Origin of the sequence: Flavobacterium ajazii (assembly GCF_010614725.1) — a bacterium.
Taxonomy (GTDB): Bacteria; Bacteroidota; Bacteroidia; order Flavobacteriales; family Flavobacteriaceae; genus Flavobacterium; species Flavobacterium ajazii.
In genome coordinates this window covers 341,143-359,340 of record NZ_JAAEHL010000004.1, presented here as the reverse complement: position 1 = coordinate 359,340, position 18,198 = coordinate 341,143, and the positions used below count along the sequence as shown (strand labels likewise).

The window sequence follows — 18,198 nt, the reverse complement described above, 5'->3', positions numbered from 1 at the left end:
ACTATTTTAAGGTTTTGAGAATACTACTTAAATTGTATTTTTGTGCAGGTTTTAAAAAACGGTATGTGTTTTACTGAATTTCGTTTAGAAAAAATCATACCAAAAATTAGTAGACAATTATTTATACTATATGAAAAAGGTGGGTAACCATAATTCGATCTCAAGAAAATTGCTGCTTAGCTTATCGCTGACGTTAATTTTCTCCCTAACTTCATTTGCTCAAGATGCTGCTGCTCCGGCGGCGCCTGAAGCAGCGGCTGCTGCTCCAGCTGCAGGAGGCGGTGATCCAGTAAAAGGGAAAGAACTTTTTAATGCAAATTGCGCTGCATGTCACAAATTAGATGCTAAATCAACTGGTCCTGCGTTAAGAGGGGTGGCTGCTAAGCATGATATGGCTTGGATTTACAAGTGGGTGCATAACAGTTCTGACATGATTAAGTCAGGTGATGCTGTTGCTGTTAAACTTTTTGAGGAAAATAACAAAGCTGTTATGACTTCTTTTCCTCAATTGTCTGAAGGAGATATTGATAATATTATAGCTTATACTTCTGAAGTAAAAAAAGATCCTGTTCCAGCTCTGGGGACTGTTCCTCCTGGAGAGAAAGTTGAAGGTGGCGGAATTTCAAACAATATTATTTTAGGGGCTCTTGCTCTTGTAATGGCTATTTTGGTTGTGATGTTGTTCATGGTGAACAAGGTGTTAACTAAAGTTGCTAATAAAAACGGTATTGAAGTAGCTCCAAAAGAGGCTAGAACTCCAATCTGGAAAGCTTTCGCTAAAAACCAATTTTTGGTTTTAGTTACTGCAATCTTTTTGCTTTTGGCTAGTGGTTATTTTGTATACGGTTACTTGATGCAGGTAGGTGTAGATCAGAATTATGAGCCAATTCAGCCAATTCACTACTCTCACAAAATTCACGCTGGTGATAACGAAATTAATTGTAAGTATTGCCACTCTGCTGCTCGTGTAAGTAAAACAGCTGGTATTCCTTCATTAAATGTTTGTATGAATTGTCATAAAAATATTTCTGAAGTTGCTGAAACTACTGCTACTCCTGAGTACAGCAAAGCATTTTACGATGCTCAAATCCAAAAATTATATGATGCTGTTGGATGGGATAAGACTAAACAGGCTTATACTGGAAAAACAATGCCTGTAAAATGGGTTCGTATTCATAATCTTCCTGACTTTGTTTACTTCAATCACTCACAACACGTTTCTGTTGCCGGAATTGAATGTCAGACTTGTCACGGTCCAGTACAAGAATTCGAAATCATGAAGCAATACTCTAAATTAACAATGGGATGGTGTGTTGATTGCCATAGAAAAACAGATGTTAAGATGGAAGGTAATGCTTACTATGATAAGATTCATGCTGAACTTTCTAAAAAATACGGTGTAGAGAAATTAACTGCAGCGCAAATGGGAGGTTTAGAATGCGGTAAATGCCACTATTAATCGATTTATTAAGATTTTAATATATATATACAATGTCATCAAACAAAAAATACTGGAAAAGTGTTGAGGAGCTAGAAAACAGCTCTATTGTTGAGGCGCTTAGAAATAACGAATTTGTTGAAGAAATTCCTACTGATGAGTTTTTGGGTAACGCTGAGGCTTTATCTACATCTGGGACTTCACGTCGTGACTTTTTAAAGTACGTAGGGTTTAGTACTGCAGCTGTTACTTTGGCTGCTTGCGAAGGTCCGGTTCACAAGTCTATCCCTTATGTATTACAACCAGAGCAAATCATTCCTGGTGTTGCAGATTATTATGCAACTACCGTTTTTGATGGTTTTGATTTTGCAAACCTTTTGGTTAAGACTCGTGAGGGTCGTCCAATTAAAATTGAAAACAATACAATTGCAGGAGCTAAATTTGCTGCGAACGCTAGAATTCATGCGTCTATCTTAGGATTGTATGACAGCGGTCGTTTAAAAGAGCCGAAAGTAGATGGTAAAAATTCTACTTGGTCAGCAGTTGATTTAGAAATTAAATCAGGTTTAGCTGATGCGAAAGCTAAAGGAAAACAAGTAGTATTGTTAACTAATACTTTGGCTAGTCCAACTACAGAAAAATTAATTGCTGAATTTATTGCTAAAAATCCTAATGCTAAGCATGTGGTGTATGATGCAGTTTCTTCATCGGAAGCTTTGGATGCTTTTGAATCAGTTTATGGCCAAAGAGCTTTAGTTGATTATGATTTTTCAAAAGCTTCATTGATTGTATCTGTCGGTGCTGATTTCTTAGGAGACTGGCAAGGTGGCGGATATGATTCTGGATATGCAAAAGGACGTATTCCTCAAAATGGAAAAATGTCTCGTCACTTTCAGTTTGAATCAAATATGACATTATCTGGAGCTGCTGCTGATAAGCGTGTTCCTTTGACTACGGCTGCTCAAAAGCAAGCTTTGGTTCAGATTTATAATATTATTGCAGGTGCTTCTGTTTCTGTAGTTTTAGATGAAAAAGTTAAAGCTGAAGTAGTAAAAGCTGCTCAGCAACTTAAAGCTGCTGGCTCAAAAGGAGTTTTAGTATCTGGAATTGAAGATAAAAATGCTCAATTATTAGTTTTAGCTATCAATCAACTATTGGCTAGTGAAGCTTTTAGTACTGCTGGAGCTAGACAAATTAGAAAAGGTTCTAATGCGGCTATTTCACAGTTAATTAAAGATTTGAATGCTGGAAATGTTCATACTTTAATTATGAGTGGAGTTAATCCGGTTTACACTTTAGCAGATTCTGCTTCTTTTGTATCTGGATTGAAAAAAATTGAAAAATCTATTGCTTTTTCTTTAAAAGAAGATGAAACAGCTTCTATTGTTAAAATTGCTGCTCCTGCTCCTCATTATTTAGAGTCTTGGGGAGATGTTGAAATTACAAGTGGAACATATAGTTTAACTCAGCCGACTATTCGCCCTATATTTAATACAAAACAATTTCAAGATGTTTTATTATCATTAAATGGTACAGCAGGTACTTTTTATGATTACTTAAAAGCTAATTCTGCTGCTTATACTGCCGGTTCTTCTTGGAATAAAGTATTACATGATGGTGTTGCTGTTGTTGGAGCTACGGCTTTAGCTGGAGGTGCTATAGATGCTGCGTCTGCTGCTAGTGCAGTTGCAAAATCTAAGTCTGCTGATGACTTCGAATTAGTATTATACACTAAAACGGGGTTAGGTGACGGACAACATGCAAACAACCCTTGGTTACAAGAGTTTCCAGACCCGATTACAAGAGTTTCTTGGGATAACTATGTTACAGTTTCAAATGCTGATGCTAAGAAACTTGGTTTGTCTAACGAAATTGTTGCCAACGGAGGTTTAAACGGTAGTTATGCTACATTGACTATCGCTGATGGTACTAAATTGGAAAATGTTCCAGTTATTGTTCAGCCGGGTCAAGCTGTAGGAACTGTTGGTTTAGCAGTTGGTTACGGTCGTAAAGAGTCTTTGAAAGAAGAAATGCAGGTAGGTTTAAATGCTTACGCTTTATATAAAGGTTTCAAAGGAGTTCAATCTGTTTCTATTGCGAAAGCTGGAGGAGAGCACGAATTTGCTTGTGTTCAAGGTCAGAAAACGTTAATGGGTAGAGGTGATATTATCAAAGAAACTTCTTTAGAAATATTCAATACTAAAGATGCTGAACATTGGAATGAAAAACCAATGGTATCTTTAGATCACCAAGAAGTTGAAGCTACAACTGTAGATTTATGGGAATCATTTGATCGTACAACTGGTCACCACTTCAACCTTTCAATTGACTTAAATGCTTGTACAGGATGTGGAGCTTGCGTTATCGCTTGTCACGCTGAAAACAACGTTCCTGTTGTTGGTAAAGCAGAGGTAAGAAGAAGTCGTGATATGCACTGGTTGCGTATCGATAGATATTATTCTTCTGAAAGTACTTTTGAAGGAGATAACGAAAGAAAAGAAGGAATTGCAGGTTTATCAAGTTCATTATCTACATTTAATGAAATGGAAAAACCAGGAGATAATCCACAAGTAGCTTTCCAACCAGTAATGTGTCAACACTGTAACCACGCACCTTGTGAAACAGTTTGTCCAGTTGCTGCTACATCTCATGGTCGTCAAGGTCAAAATCACATGGCTTATAACAGATGTGTTGGTACTCGTTATTGTGCAAACAATTGTCCTTATAAAGTACGTCGTTTTAACTGGTTCTTGTACAACAAAAACAGTGAATTCGATTATCATATGAATGACGATTTAGGTCGTATGGTATTAAACCCTGACGTAAACGTACGTTCTCGTGGAGTTATGGAAAAATGTTCTTTCTGTATCCAAAGTACTCAAGCTGTAATTCTTCAAGCAAAACGTGAAGGTAGAGTAGTAGCAAAAGATGAGTTCAACAATGCTTGTGCTTGTTCTGCTGCTTGTTCTTCTGGAGCTATGGTTTTTGGGGATGTTAATGATAAAGAAAGCGAAGTTGCTAAATTAGCAGAAAGCGAAAGAGCTTATCACTTATTAGAGCATGTTGGTACTAAACCAAACGTTTTCTATCATGTAAAAGTTAGAAATACTTAGTAAATTATTAATTAAGAAACAATATAAAGGATTATGTCGTCTCATTACGAAGCACCCATTAGAAAACCTTTAGTTATAGGTGATAAATCATATCACGATGTAACTGTAGATGTGGCAGCGCCTGTTGAAGGACCTGCAAATAAACAATGGTGGATTGTATTTACAATCGCATTAGTAGCCTTCCTTTGGGGGTTAGGTTGTATAATTTACACCGTATCTACCGGTATCGGAACATGGGGATTAAATAAAACAGTAGGTTGGGCTTGGGATATCACTAACTTCGTTTGGTGGGTAGGTATTGGTCACGCCGGAACATTAATTTCTGCGGTATTATTACTTTTCCGTCAGCGTTGGAGAATGGCTATTAACCGTTCTGCGGAAGCAATGACTATCTTCTCAGTAGTTCAAGCAGGTCTATTTCCAATTATTCACATGGGACGTCCATGGTTGGCATACTGGGTATTACCTATCCCGAACCAGTTTGGTTCTCTTTGGGTAAACTTTAACTCACCATTACTTTGGGACGTATTTGCGATTTCAACTTATCTTTCAGTATCATTAGTTTTCTGGTGGACTGGTTTATTACCTGACTTTGCAATGCTTCGTGATAGAGCTATAACTCCATTTAATAAAAGAGTTTATTCTATCTTAAGTTTTGGATGGAGCGGTAGAGCAAAAGACTGGCAGCGTTTTGAAGAAGTATCTTTAGTTCTTGCTGGTTTAGCTACTCCACTTGTGCTTTCTGTACACACAATTGTATCTATGGACTTTGCTACTTCTGTAATTCCAGGATGGCATACAACAATTTTCCCTCCATACTTCGTTGCTGGAGCCGTTTTCTCTGGATTCGCAATGGTAAATACATTGTTGATCGTTATGAGAAAAGTATCTAACCTTGAAGCTTACATTACATTACAACATATCGAATTAATGAACATCATCATCATGATCACTGGTTCTATTGTTGGTGTTGCCTATATCACTGAGTTATTTGTGGCTTGGTATTCAGGAGTAGAGTATGAGCAATATGCATTCTTAAACAGAGCTACTGGACCTTACTGGTGGGCATATTGGTCGATGATGACTTGTAACGTGTTCTCTCCTCAGTTCATGTGGTTTAAAAAATTAAGAACTAGTATCATGTTCTCATTCATCATTTCGATTGTAGTAAACATCGGAATGTGGTTCGAAAGATTCGTAATTATTGTTACTTCTTTACATAGAGATTACCTTCCATCTTCTTGGACAATGTTCTCACCAACATTTGTTGATATCGGAATTTTCATTGGAACAATTGGTTTCTTCTTTGTATTGTTTTTGTTATACTCTAGAACATTCCCTGTAATTGCTCAGGCAGAGGTTAAAACAATTTTGAAAGGAACAGGAGATAATTATATTAGAGAAAGAGCAAACAGTAAAGATTCACATCATGAGTAATAAAGTTATATACGCCATTTATAATGACGATGACGTTTTGATGAGTGCAGTAAAGAAAACTAGAGCTGCTCATCATCATATTGAAGAGGTTTTTACTCCGTTCCCGGTTCACGGATTGGATAAAGCCATGGGATTAGCACCAACAAGATTAGCAATATGTGCTTTTTTATATGGATGTGTTGGTATTTCTGTTGCAACAACTATGATGAGCTACATCATGATTCATGACTGGCCTCAAGATATTGGAGGTAAGCCAAGTTTCAGTTTCATTCAGAATATGCCATCTTTTGTGCCAATTATGTTTGAGATGACAGTATTTTTTGCTGCTCACTTAATGGTAATTACTTTTTATATGAGAAGTAGATTATGGCCATTTAAAGAAGCTGAAAATCCGGATGTAAGAACAACTGATGACCATTTTTTAATGGAAGTTGCTGTAAACGATAATGAAGCTGAATTGGTTTCTTTCTTCGAAGGTACAGGAGCTGTTGAAGTTAAAGTAATAGAAAAGAATTAATTGTAGCTATGAAAAGGATATATAAAATAACACTTTTAGTTGGTATAACTATTTTAGTTTCATCTTGCCACAATAATTCGGCACCAAACTATCAGTATTTTCCAAATATGTATGAATCTGTAGGTTATGAGCCTTATGCAGAAGCAAAAGTATTTAAAGGAGGAAAAGAAGGTCAGCTTCCTGTTGAAGGAACTATTAATAGAGGTTTTGAACCTTATGAGTATGAAAATTCAACTGCAGGTTATGAATTAGCAAAAGCTAATTTGAAATCTCCTTTGACTGAAGAAGACAGAAATTCAGGAAAAGGAAAAGAGCTTTTTGAAATTTATTGTATTAGTTGTCATGGTGCAACAGGAAATGGTAAAGGTAAATTGGTTGAAAGAGAAAAATTTCTTGGAGTACCTAGCTATAAAGACAGAGAAATTACTGAAGGAAGTATCTTTCACGTAGAAACTTATGGTTTAAATGCAATGGGTTCACATGCAAATCAATTAAGTGCCCACGAACGTTGGTTAGTTGCTGACTATGTTCTAAAACTAAGAAGCCAATTATAATTGTTGAACAAACTGATCGTAATAGATATGTACACATTTTCAAGTAAATTAAAAACTTTTTCTATCATTCTAATGGCCGTTGGTATATTAGGGATTGGATATGGTTTTTTAAACGCTCCTAAAAATATTGAAGAGGTTGAAACTCTTCTTAAAAAAGAAGCATCAGAGCATGGTGGAGATCATCATGAAGCTGCTGCAGCCCATCATGAAGAAAAAACTGAAGCTATTCACGAAGAAAAAGCCGAAGGGGTTGTTCATCATGAAGAAGTTGAAGAAGCACATGCAGTTGTTGCAGTTAATAAAGATTCAGTTGTTGCAAATGAAGATACAGTTCATGAAGAAGTAAAAACTGAAGTAGCACATGAAGCAGCTGTTGCTAATCATGAAGTAAAAGCAGAAAAACATGAAGAAGTTTCTCATGAACATGATCCTAAAGCTCATGCAGAACATGTTTTACATCAATTGCAAAACAAACCTTGGTCTGCTTTGTATGTTGCTTGTGTTTTCTTTTTGTTGCTTTCAATGGGAGTGTTAGCGTTTTATGCTATTCAACAAGTAGCTCAGGCAGGATGGTCACCGGTATTGTTTAGAGTTATGCAGGGTATTACGGCATATTTACCAGCGGGTTCTGTTATATTCTTTATAATTTTAGTTTTATGTGGTTTGCACTTTAATCATATATTTGTTTGGTTGGGTGAAGGAGTAACTGATCCTAAAAGTCCAAATTATGATGCTATCATCGCAGGAAAATCAGGTTATTTAAATTTCCCTTTCTGGATTGTTAGAGCAGCAGTATTTTTGATAGGATGGAATGTTTACCGTCATTTCTCAAGAAAAAATTGTTTAGCACAAGATGAAGTAAATGATGATCTTTATTATAAAAAGAATTTCAAAGCGTCTGCTGGATTCTTAGTATTCTTTATCGTATCTGAGTCTATCATGGCTTGGGATTGGATTATGTCTTTCGATCCGCACTGGTTCAGTACTTTATTTGCGTGGTATGTATTCGCTTCATTCTTTGTAAGTGGTATCACAGCAATTGCATTAGTAACGATTTACTTAAAATCTAAAGGATATTTAGAATATGTGAATACAAGTCACATCCATGATTTAGCTAAATTCATGTTTGGTATTAGTGTATTCTGGACTTATTTGTGGTTCTCTCAGTTTATGTTGATTTGGTACGCAAATATTCCTGAAGAGGTAACTTATTTCGTAACAAGAATCCAATTATACAATCTGCCTTTCTTTGGTGCAGTAGTTATGAACTTTGTTTTTCCATTATTGATATTAATCAATACAGACTTCAAACGTCTTAACTGGGTAATCGTAATGGCTGGAATTGTTATCTTATTAGGGCACTATGTTGACTTCTTTAATATGATTATGCCGGGTACGGTTGGTGACAGATGGTTTATTGGAGTTCCTGAAATTGCATCTATTCTTTTCTTCTTAGGTTTATTTATTTTTGTAGTGTTTACTGCTTTGAGTAAGTCACCTTTGTTAGCAAAAAGAAATCCTTTCATAGAAGAAAGTAAACATTTTCATTATTAATATTTAAAGAAATAAACAGATGACAAGTTTGTTGGTAATTATAGTTTTAGTTTTATTAGCAGTTGCATTATGGCAATTGACCAAGATATTTGATCTTACGCAAGTAGGAGCATCTTCGGACGATTCTCAGGTTGCATCTGATAATGATAACAACGTTCAGGGATATATTATGTTTGGTTTTTTGGCTTTCATTTATATCTTCACCATTTATGGTTTACTAAAATGGGGTAATTTGGCACTTCATACACCAGCTTCGGAGCATGGTCTTTTAGTGGATAATTTAATGAACATTACCTGGGTGTTAATTTTTACTGTTCAGGTAATTACTCAGGGCTTACTATATTGGTTTTCTTTTAAATATAAAGGGAATAAAGATAAAAAAGCATTGTTTTTCGCTGATAGTAATAAACTTGAAGCAATTTGGAGTATTATTCCATCGGTTGTTTTAGCAATCTTAATTCTTTATGGATTGTACGCATGGAACAACATCATGTTTGTTGATAAAGATGAGGATGTAGTTGAAATTGAATTATATGCTCAACAGTTTAAATGGACTGCAAGGTATGCAGGAAACGATAATGTTTTAGGAAAGGCTAATGTTCGTTTAATCGAAGGTGTTAACACTTTAGGAGTTGATATGTCAGATCCTAATGCTCAGGATGATATTGTAGTAACAGAATTACATATTCCTAAAGGGAAAAAAGTACATTTCAAAATGCGTTCTCAGGACGTTTTACACTCTGCTTATTTTCCTCATTTCAGAGCTCAAATGAACTGCGTTCCTGGAATGGTTACTGAATTTGCTTTTGTTCCAACTTATACAACTGCTGAATACAGAGAATTGCCTTTTATGGTTGAGAAAGTTGCAAATATCAACAAATTAAGAGCTGCAAAAAGTGTAGAACTTATTGCAAAAGGAGGTACAGCTTTAGATCCTTATACATTTGATTACTTATTATTATGTAATAAAATTTGTGGAGCTTCTCACTACAATATGCAAATGAAAGTTGTTGTTGATTCTCCTGAAGACTATAAAAAGTGGTTAAGCGAAAAAACTACTTTGGCACAGGATATTAAAGCTGCTGCGGCTGCTGAAAAACCAGCTGAAGGAGCTGCCTCAACGACAGATACAACTGCTAAAGTAAAAGATACTGTAAAAGCGGTTATTGATACTGTTAAAGCAGCTGTAGCAAAAGTTGCGGTTAAATAATATTATTAAGAAAATTTAAAGTATACATATATGTCAGCAGAAGCGCACGGTCACGATCACGGACACGATCACGAGCACGAACATCATCATAAAGACACGTTCATTACTAAATATATTTTTAGTATTGATCACAAAATGATCGCTAAGCAATACTTGATAACAGGTATTATTATGGGGATTATTGGTATTGCAATGTCTTTGCTTTTTAGAATGCAATTAGCTTGGCCTGAAGAATCTTTTAAAATATTCAATGTTTTATTAGGAGATAAATTTGCACCTGATGGTGTAATGGCTAATGATATTTATCTGGCCTTAGTTACAATTCACGGTACCATAATGGTATTCTTTGTATTGACAGCTGGTTTGAGTGGAACTTTTAGTAACTTGCTTATTCCGCTTCAGATTGGTGCAAGAGATATGGCATCTGGATTTATGAACATGATTTCATACTGGTTGTTTTTCTTATCTGCTGTAGTAATGTTATGTTCTTTATTTGTTGAAGCTGGACCAGCTTCTGCAGGTTGGACAATTTATCCTCCATTAAGTGCTTTGCCACAAGCAATTCCAGGATCTGGAACAGGTATGACTTTATGGTTAGTTTCAATGGCTATCTTTATTGCATCTTCATTAATGGGATCTTTAAATTACATTGTAACTGTAATTAATTTAAGAACTAAAGGAATGTCTATGACAAGACTTCCTCTTACTATTTGGACATTCTTCGTAACAGCAATTATTGGTGTTATTTCATTTCCAGTTTTATTATCAGCAGCTTTGTTGTTGATTTTCGACAGAAGTTTTGGAACTTCATTTTTCTTATCTGATATTTATATTGCAGGAGAGGTTTTACATTACCAAGGAGGTTCTCCGGTATTGTTTGAACATTTATTCTGGTTTTTGGGCCACCCTGAGGTTTACATCGTAATTTTACCTGCAATGGGGTTAGTGTCTGAAATTATGTCAACGAATTCTCGTAAGCCTATTTTCGGATACAGAGCAATGATTATGTCTGTTCTTGCAATTGCATTTTTATCCACAATTGTTTGGGGACACCATATGTTCCTTTCAGGTATGAATCCTTTCTTAGGATCTGTGTTTACTTTTACAACTTTATTGATTGCAATTCCATCTGCTGTAAAAGCGTTCAACTGGATTACAACTTTATGGAAAGGTAACTTACAGTTCAACCCTGCAATGTTATTCTCTATCGGAATGGTTTCTACTTTCATCACCGGAGGTTTAACAGGAATCATTTTAGGAGATAGTACTTTAGATATTAACGTTCACGATACTTACTTTGTAATTGCACACTTTCACTTAGTAATGGGTATCTCTGCACTTTACGGAATGTTTGCTGGTATTTACCACTGGTTCCCTAAAATGTACGGAAGAATGTTAAACAAAAACTTAGGTTATATCCATTTTTGGGTAACTGCAGTTTGTGCTTATGGAGTTTTCTTTCCAATGCACTTTATTGGATTAGCAGGTTTGCCAAGACGTTATTATACTAATACTAATTTCCCATTATTTGATGATTTACAAAATGTAAATGTTTTAATTACAACATTTGCTCTTGTAGGAGGTGCTTTTCAGTTAGTATTTTTATATAACTTCTTTAGTAGTATTTTCTACGGTAAGAAAGCAGTTCAGAATCCATGGAAATCTACAACTTTAGAATGGACTACTCCAGTTGAGCATATTCATGGTAACTGGCCAGGTGAAATTCCTCATGTATATCGTTGGCCGTATGACTATAGTAACCCAAATCATGATGTAGATTTTGTTCCTCAAAATGTGCCGATGAAAGAAGGTGAAGAAGTTTTACACCACTAAAAATATTTTTAAGAGACCATCAGAAATGATGGTCTTTTTGTTTTGTAAAAGTTTTATCTATGAACTACTGTTTTACAAACTGATTACTTTGTATATCTTTGTAAAATGAATGAAAACCTAGATCCTACAACAAAAGGATACAACCCAGAAGAGTTAGATCTTGAAAAAAGATTACGTCCACTGTCATTTGATGATTTTGCGGGACAAGACCAGGTTTTAGAAAACTTAAAAGTTTTTGTTGCTGCGGCGAACCAACGTGGTGAAGCGCTGGATCACGCACTTTTTCATGGACCTCCGGGGCTTGGAAAAACCACTTTGGCTAATATTTTAGCGAATGAACTTGAAGTTGGAATCAAAATCACTTCCGGGCCTGTGTTAGATAAACCAGGCGATTTAGCCGGTTTGTTAACTAATCTTGATGAAAGAGATGTTTTGTTCATTGATGAAATCCATCGATTAAGCCCGGTTGTTGAGGAATATTTGTACTCGGCTATGGAAGATTTCAAAATTGATATTATGATTGAATCTGGTCCAAATGCAAGAACAGTTCAAATAAATTTGAATCCTTTCACCTTAATTGGTGCGACTACACGTTCAGGATTGTTAACCGCTCCTATGCGTGCCCGTTTTGGAATATCTTCCCGTTTACAATATTATACGACCGAACTTTTAACAACTATTGTTGAAAGAAGTGCCTCTATATTAAAAATGCCTATTGATCTTGAAGCAGCAATTGAAATTGCAGGAAGAAGCCGTGGTACGCCCCGTATTGCAAATGCTCTATTGCGTCGTGTACGAGATTTTGCTCAGATTAAAGGAAACGGTAGAATAGATTTAGAAATTTCAAGGTATGCCCTAAAAGCATTAAACGTTGACGCACATGGACTCGATGAAATGGATAACAAGATATTGTTGACCATTATAAACAAATTTAAAGGCGGGCCTGTTGGTCTTTCAACTTTGGCAACTGCAGTTTCTGAAAGCAGTGAAACAATTGAAGAGGTTTATGAGCCATTTTTAATTCAGGAAGGTTTTATTATGCGTACTCCTCGCGGGCGTGAAGTTACTGATAAAGCTTATAAGCATTTGGGGAAAATAAACACTAATATTCAAGGAGGATTGTTTTAATTTATATTCAATGTCTGAGAATAAAAAATATAATTATCCAAACAAGCTTTCAATTATAAGGTTCTTTTTGGATGCTGAAGGGATACGTAAAAATCCTATTCCGTTTCATAATAGATACTTTGATGTTTTAGGAGATTCATTTTCTATTAGAATTGGAAAATCAAAATATATCATTTTATCCAGAGATAATGATGTTGCAGAGTATATTTTGCAGAAAAATCAAAAGAATTATCATAAATCAAAGTTTCAGTCTGTATATCTTTCGAAATATTTAGGAAAAGGACTTTTAACAGTTGATGGTGAATTTTGGTTAAAACAAAGAAGACTCATACAACCGGCTTTTCATAGACAAAAAATGAATCAACTGGTTGAAAACATGGAAAAGATAATTATTTCTGAGCTTAATGATTTAGTTGAAGAAAAATCAATTAATCTTTTTCCAGTAATGAGTGAGCTGGCTTTCAATGTTGTGGCCAAATCATTGTTTCAGCTTTCTACTTCTGATAAAAAATTAAATCGTATAAAATTCATTATAGAAGAAGTTCAGAATTTCTTAATAAAAGAAATTAGGCTTCCCCATAAAGCTTGGTGGTTTTCAATTAGCGGTCAGGTTAAAAGGCATCTCGAATTAGCTAAGGAAAATGATAAAATTATTCAGGGAATTATAGAAGAAAGAGTTGTTTCAAAAAACGAAGTTAATGATTTGCTTAATATGCTTCTTGAAACACGTTATGAGGATAGTGGTGAAGGAATGTCTGTTCAGCAATTAATAGATGAAATAAAAATCCTTTTTATTGCTGGGCATGAAACTACGGCTAATGCTTTGACTTTTACTTTACATCTTTTAGGGAATAATCCTGATGTACAGGAAAAAATTTTTGAGGAAATAGTAAAAATTGAATTGGAAACTGATAATGTAGTGGAACAACTCCAAAAAATGACTTATATAAATGCAGTTTTAAATGAGTCTATGCGATTGTATCCGCCTGCATGGATTACGGACAGAGAGAATGTAGAAGATGATAGTTTGGTAGATTTTAATATTAAAAAAGGAACCCTGATTGGAATTTCTTTTTATGAATTGCATCGTAATCCTAAATATTGGGAGAATCCGCATGAATTTATTCCCGAACGTTTTCTTGGTGAACAAAAAAAGAAATCGCTGCAATATTTTTATCCTTTTGGAGCAGGACCAAGAATGTGCATTGGAGCCGGATTTGCCATTTATGAAATGTGCCTGACACTTTCTTATATTGTAAAAAGATACGTGATTAAATCAACCAAAAGTGAGATCGAGTTTAATCCGTTAATTACTTTAAAGCCTGTTGGAGCTGAAGTTATATTCTCTAAAAGATGACCATTAATTTTAAAGAGACATATTCAAAATTTATTAAATCTGAAGCAAAACGACTTGGTTTTCTTTCCTGCGGTATATCTAAGGCAGGATTTCTTGAAGAAGAAGCTCCTCGTTTGGAAAAATGGTTAAAAAATAATCATAATGGGCAAATGGCTTATATGGAAAACCATTTTGACAAACGTCTAGATCCAACATTACTGGTTGATGATGCCAAAAGTGTAGTTTCACTTTTATTAAATTATTATCCAACTGAAGTTCAAAATAATGAAAGTTTTAAAATTTCAAAATATGCATACGGTCAGGATTATCATTTTGTTATTAAAGAAAAACTAAAAGAATTTCTTCATTCAATTCAGGAAAACATAGGGGATGTTTCCGGACGTGCTTTTGTCGATTCTGCTCCTGTTTTGGATAGAGCATGGGCTGCAAAAAGTGGTTTGGGATGGATTGGTAAAAGCAGTAATTTATTAACTCAAAAAGTAGGTTCGTTTTATTTTATTGCTGAACTCATTCTGGATTTAGATTTAGAATATGATCATGCAGTAACTGATCATTGTGGCTCGTGTACAGCCTGTATCGATGCTTGCCCAACTCAGGCGATAGTAGCTCCCTATGTCGTAGACGGCAGTAAATGTATCTCTTATTATACAATCGAACTTAAGGAAAATATTCCATACGAAATGAAAGGAAAATTTGACGAATGGATGTTTGGCTGCGATACCTGTCAGGATGTTTGTCCCTGGAATCGTTTTTCGAAACCACATTCAGAGCCCTTATTTAATGCAAATCCTGAGTTGCTTTCTTTTTCCAAAAAAGACTGGATTGAAATAACAGAAGAAACCTTTCGGTTGGTTTTTAAAAATTCTCCTGTCAAGAGAACAAAGTTTGATGGTTTGAGAAGAAATATTAAGTTTTTGGAATAGTCCTTTAGAGATAATAGAACTTTTAAGGTAAGGTCTTTCTTTAATATGGGAAGATCTTTCTGTTTAAAGCCAATATTAAAACGTTGTGTTTTTCACAAAAAAAAGCTTTTGAATTATTCTTTTGTTTCAGAGAATATTTCGAAATAGTTAAATATTTTGTAAAGATTTAAAAATGAATTTATTAGGTGTTAAAAAATATTGAGTCTTATCTTTTGTGTTCAATTTTTTTTAACTTTATAATCCTAAAAATTTTCAGATATGACTGTAAATCAAATACTAAACGCAAAAGGAAAGAATGTTTATTCTGTGCATTCATCGACAACTGTTTATGAAGCATTGAAAGTGATGGGCGAAAAAAACATAGGGGCTATTCTGATTATTGATGGTTCTGAATTGAAAGGAATATTGTCTGAAAGGGATTACGCACGAAAAATTGTTTTAAAGGATAAGTCATCAAAAGAAACTTTAGTTAATGAAATCATGGAAAGTACTGTTTTTACAGTAAAACTTTCGGATAATTTAGAAGATTGCATGGAACTCATGAGTACAAAAAGAATAAGACACCTGCCCGTTTTAGAAGACGGAATTGTTGTAGGGATAATTTCGATTAGTGATGTCGTAAAAGCTATTATTGAATTACAAAAGGATACTATAAATCATTTGAATTCATATATTTCACAATGACAATTTAAATAATAAAATTTTAGAAATAGTCCGAAAGTATATCGGGCTATTTTTTTATCCAAAATTTAAACATTTTCTGTAAAAGTATGTTCAAAAACAAACAGTTTTATTCCAAGTCTTATATCTTTGTAAGACACAATTAAAGTGAAAAGGAATGAATAAAGACACTAAAAGAAGAGAAGCGTTATTGTATCATGCAGAACCGACTCCAGGAAAAATACAGGTAGTTCCAACTAAAAAATATGCAACTCAAAGAGACTTGTCTTTGGCTTATTCGCCTGGAGTTGCAGAACCATGTTTAGAAATCGCTGCAAACATTGAAGACGTTTATAAATATACCGCAAAAGGAAATTTAGTAGCCGTAATTTCAAATGGAACAGCTGTTTTAGGCTTAGGAGATATAGGACCGGAAGCAGGAAAACCGGTAATGGAAGGGAAAGGATTACTGTTTAAAATTTTCTCGGATATTGATGTTTTTGATATTGAAATAGGAACAAAGGATGTTGAAGAATTTATTCAGACCGTAAAAAATATCGCTCCAACTTTTGGAGGAATTAATCTTGAAGATATTAAAGCCCCAGAATCTTTTGAAATAGAAAGACGACTGATAGAAGAGTTGGATATCCCGGTAATGCACGATGATCAGCATGGTACAGCTATTATTTCTTCGGCAGCTTTAATTAATGCATTAGAATTAGCAGGCAAAAAAGCAGAAGATGTAAAAGTTGTAGTTTCCGGAGCCGGATCAGCTGCGATAGCTTGTACGGATTTATATGTTTTATTGGGTGTTAAAGTAGAAAATGTTTTAATGTTCAATAGTAAAGGACTTTTGACAAAAGATAATCCTTCACTTTCAGAATTGCAATTGAAGTATGCCATCGATGGGGCTAAAATTGATCTGGCAGAAGCTGTAAAAGATGCCGATGTTTTTATAGGATTATCATCAGGAAATATTTTATCTCCTCAAATGCTGTTGTCAATGGCTGAAAACCCTATTGTGTTTGCGATGGCAAATCCAAATCCTGAAATAGATTATAATTTAGCGGTAGAAACCCGTAAGGATGTTATTATGGCTACAGGTCGTTCAGATTTTCCTAATCAGGTAAATAATGTTTTAGGTTTTCCTTATATTTTTAGAGGAGCTTTAGATGTTAGGGCAACAAAAATTAATGAAGCGATGAAAATGGCGGCTGTAAAAGCACTGGCTTCATTAGCAAAACAATCTGTTCCGGAACAGGTTAACGTAGCTTACGGTGCAACAAAATTAGGTTTTGGCCGTGAATATATTATTCCTAAACCATTTGATCCAAGGCTGATTGCTGTTGTAGCACCTGCTGTTGCAAAAGCAGCTATGGAATCAGGAGTTGCTAAAAACCCGATTACCGACTGGTCTGCTTATGAAGAAAAATTGTTGGAACGTTTAGGGAATGATAATAAAATGGTGCGTTTGATAACAAACCGAGCCAAAATAGATCCAAAAAGAATTGTTTTTGCTGAAGCAGAACATTTAAATGTTTTAAAAGCGGCTCAAATTGTACATGAAGAGGGTATTGGTTTTCCAATTCTATTAGGGAATAAAGAAATCATTTTAGAACTCAAGAAAGAGTTAGGTTTTGATGCTGATGTTGAAATCATTGACCCTAAAACAAATGGAGAAGAAGCCAGACGTAACAAATTTGCAAATTCATATTGGGAGACAAGAGAAAGGAGAGGAGTCTCATTGCTGGATGCTCAGCGATTTATGCGTGAAAGAAATTATTTTGCGGCAATGATGGTTAATGAAGGAGAAGCAGACGGGTTAGTTACGGGGTATTCGAGAAGTTATCCTAGTGTTGTAAAACCGATGATGCAGTTAATTGAAAAAGCACAGGGGGCATCCCTTGTTGCAACTACCAATATGATGCTTACAGCAAGGGGACCAATGTTTTTGGCTGATACAGCAATAAACATTAATCCATCTGCTGAAGATTTAGTCAATATTGCGATTATGACTGCTAAAACGGCTAAAATGTTTGGTATTGAGCCAGTTATTGCAATGGTTTCGTATTCAAATTTTGGCTCATCAATACATCAAAATGCTTCTAAAGTAAGAGAAGCTGTCGCATATTTGCATAAAAACCATCCGGATATGATTGTTGATGGTGAAATTCAGGCCGATTTTGCTTTGAATCCAGAGATGCTTCAGGAGAAATTTCCTTTTTCTAAATTAGCAGGAAAAAAAGTAAATACACTCGTATTTCCTAACTTAGAGGCAGCAAATATTACATATAAACTATTAAAAGAATTGTATAAAGTTAATTCTATCGGACCAATTATGATGGGAATGGGTAAGCCAGTTCATATATTTCAATTGGGTGCAAGTGTTGAGGAGATGGTCAATATGGCCGCAATTGCGGTTATTGATGCTCAGGAAAAAGAATTGAGAAAAAATAAACTGAGAAAATAACAGG

13 protein-coding genes are annotated in these 18,198 nt (G+C 34.9%); all 13 read left to right on the top strand.

The window, feature by feature from the left end; genetic code table 11:
• Nucleotides 1-130: 130 nt before the first annotated feature.
• The 13 genes from GWR14_RS09470 to GWR14_RS09410 all read left to right on the top strand — a co-directional run bounded on the left by GWR14_RS09470 (nucleotide 131) and on the right by GWR14_RS09410 (nucleotide 18,194).
• The gene (locus tag GWR14_RS09470) at nucleotides 131-1,459 is read left to right on the top strand and encodes a c-type cytochrome (protein WP_163408790.1); all 1,329 of its coding nucleotides are present in this window, start codon (nucleotides 131-133) and stop codon (nucleotides 1,457-1,459) included.
• Nucleotides 1,460-1,491: 32 nt separating this feature from the next.
• Entirely contained in the window at nucleotides 1,492-4,551 is a 3,060-nt protein-coding gene (locus tag GWR14_RS09465) for a TAT-variant-translocated molybdopterin oxidoreductase (protein ID WP_163408789.1), read from the top strand.
• Between the two features lie 33 nt (nucleotides 4,552-4,584).
• The gene (nrfD, locus tag GWR14_RS09460; protein WP_109191792.1) at nucleotides 4,585-5,988 is read left to right on the top strand and encodes an NrfD/PsrC family molybdoenzyme membrane anchor subunit; all 1,404 of its coding nucleotides are present in this window, start codon (nucleotides 4,585-4,587) and stop codon (nucleotides 5,986-5,988) included.
• Nucleotides 5,981-6,505: a DUF3341 domain-containing protein gene (locus GWR14_RS09455; RefSeq protein ID WP_109191793.1), complete on the top strand. Its 525-nt coding sequence runs from the start codon at nucleotides 5,981-5,983 to the stop codon at nucleotides 6,503-6,505. Before nrfD ends, GWR14_RS09455 begins: the two co-directional genes overlap by 8 nt.
• Before the next feature lie 8 nt (nucleotides 6,506-6,513).
• Nucleotides 6,514-7,059 carry a c-type cytochrome gene (locus GWR14_RS09450; protein WP_163408788.1) on the top strand — a complete coding sequence of 182 codons (546 nt, stop codon included), beginning with the start codon at nucleotides 6,514-6,516 and terminating at the stop codon, nucleotides 7,057-7,059.
• 27 nt (nucleotides 7,060-7,086) lie between these two features.
• A complete protein-coding gene (locus GWR14_RS09445) occupies nucleotides 7,087-8,613 on the top strand; it encodes a quinol:cytochrome C oxidoreductase (RefSeq protein ID WP_163408920.1) in 1,527 nt (508 codons plus the stop codon).
• A 19-nt stretch (nucleotides 8,614-8,632) separates the two neighbouring features.
• The gene (locus tag GWR14_RS09440; RefSeq protein ID WP_163408787.1) at nucleotides 8,633-9,823 is read left to right on the top strand and encodes a cytochrome c oxidase subunit II; all 1,191 of its coding nucleotides are present in this window, start codon (nucleotides 8,633-8,635) and stop codon (nucleotides 9,821-9,823) included.
• Between the two features lie 30 nt (nucleotides 9,824-9,853).
• Nucleotides 9,854-11,656, top strand: a complete 1,803-nt coding sequence (locus tag GWR14_RS09435; protein ID WP_163408786.1) for a cytochrome c oxidase subunit I — start codon at nucleotides 9,854-9,856, stop codon at nucleotides 11,654-11,656.
• A gap of 105 nt (nucleotides 11,657-11,761) precedes the next feature.
• Nucleotides 11,762-12,784, top strand: coding sequence for a Holliday junction branch migration DNA helicase RuvB (ruvB, locus tag GWR14_RS09430; RefSeq protein ID WP_163408785.1), 1,023 nt, complete (start codon nucleotides 11,762-11,764; stop codon nucleotides 12,782-12,784).
• 10 nt (nucleotides 12,785-12,794) lie between these two features.
• Nucleotides 12,795-14,141: a cytochrome P450 gene (locus tag GWR14_RS09425; RefSeq protein ID WP_163408784.1), complete on the top strand. Its 1,347-nt coding sequence runs from the start codon at nucleotides 12,795-12,797 to the stop codon at nucleotides 14,139-14,141.
• A complete protein-coding gene (gene queG / locus GWR14_RS09420; RefSeq protein ID WP_163408783.1) occupies nucleotides 14,138-15,064 on the top strand; it encodes a tRNA epoxyqueuosine(34) reductase QueG in 927 nt (308 codons plus the stop codon). Before GWR14_RS09425 ends, queG begins: the two co-directional genes overlap by 4 nt.
• A 258-nt stretch (nucleotides 15,065-15,322) precedes the next feature.
• Entirely contained in the window at nucleotides 15,323-15,748 is a 426-nt protein-coding gene (locus GWR14_RS09415) for a CBS domain-containing protein (RefSeq protein ID WP_163408782.1), read from the top strand.
• Between the two features lie 154 nt (nucleotides 15,749-15,902).
• Nucleotides 15,903-18,194 (top strand): NADP-dependent malic enzyme, encoded by a 2,292-nt coding sequence (locus GWR14_RS09410; protein ID WP_163408781.1) that lies wholly within the window; start codon nucleotides 15,903-15,905, stop codon nucleotides 18,192-18,194.
• The last annotated feature ends 4 nt before the right edge of the window (nucleotides 18,195-18,198 follow it).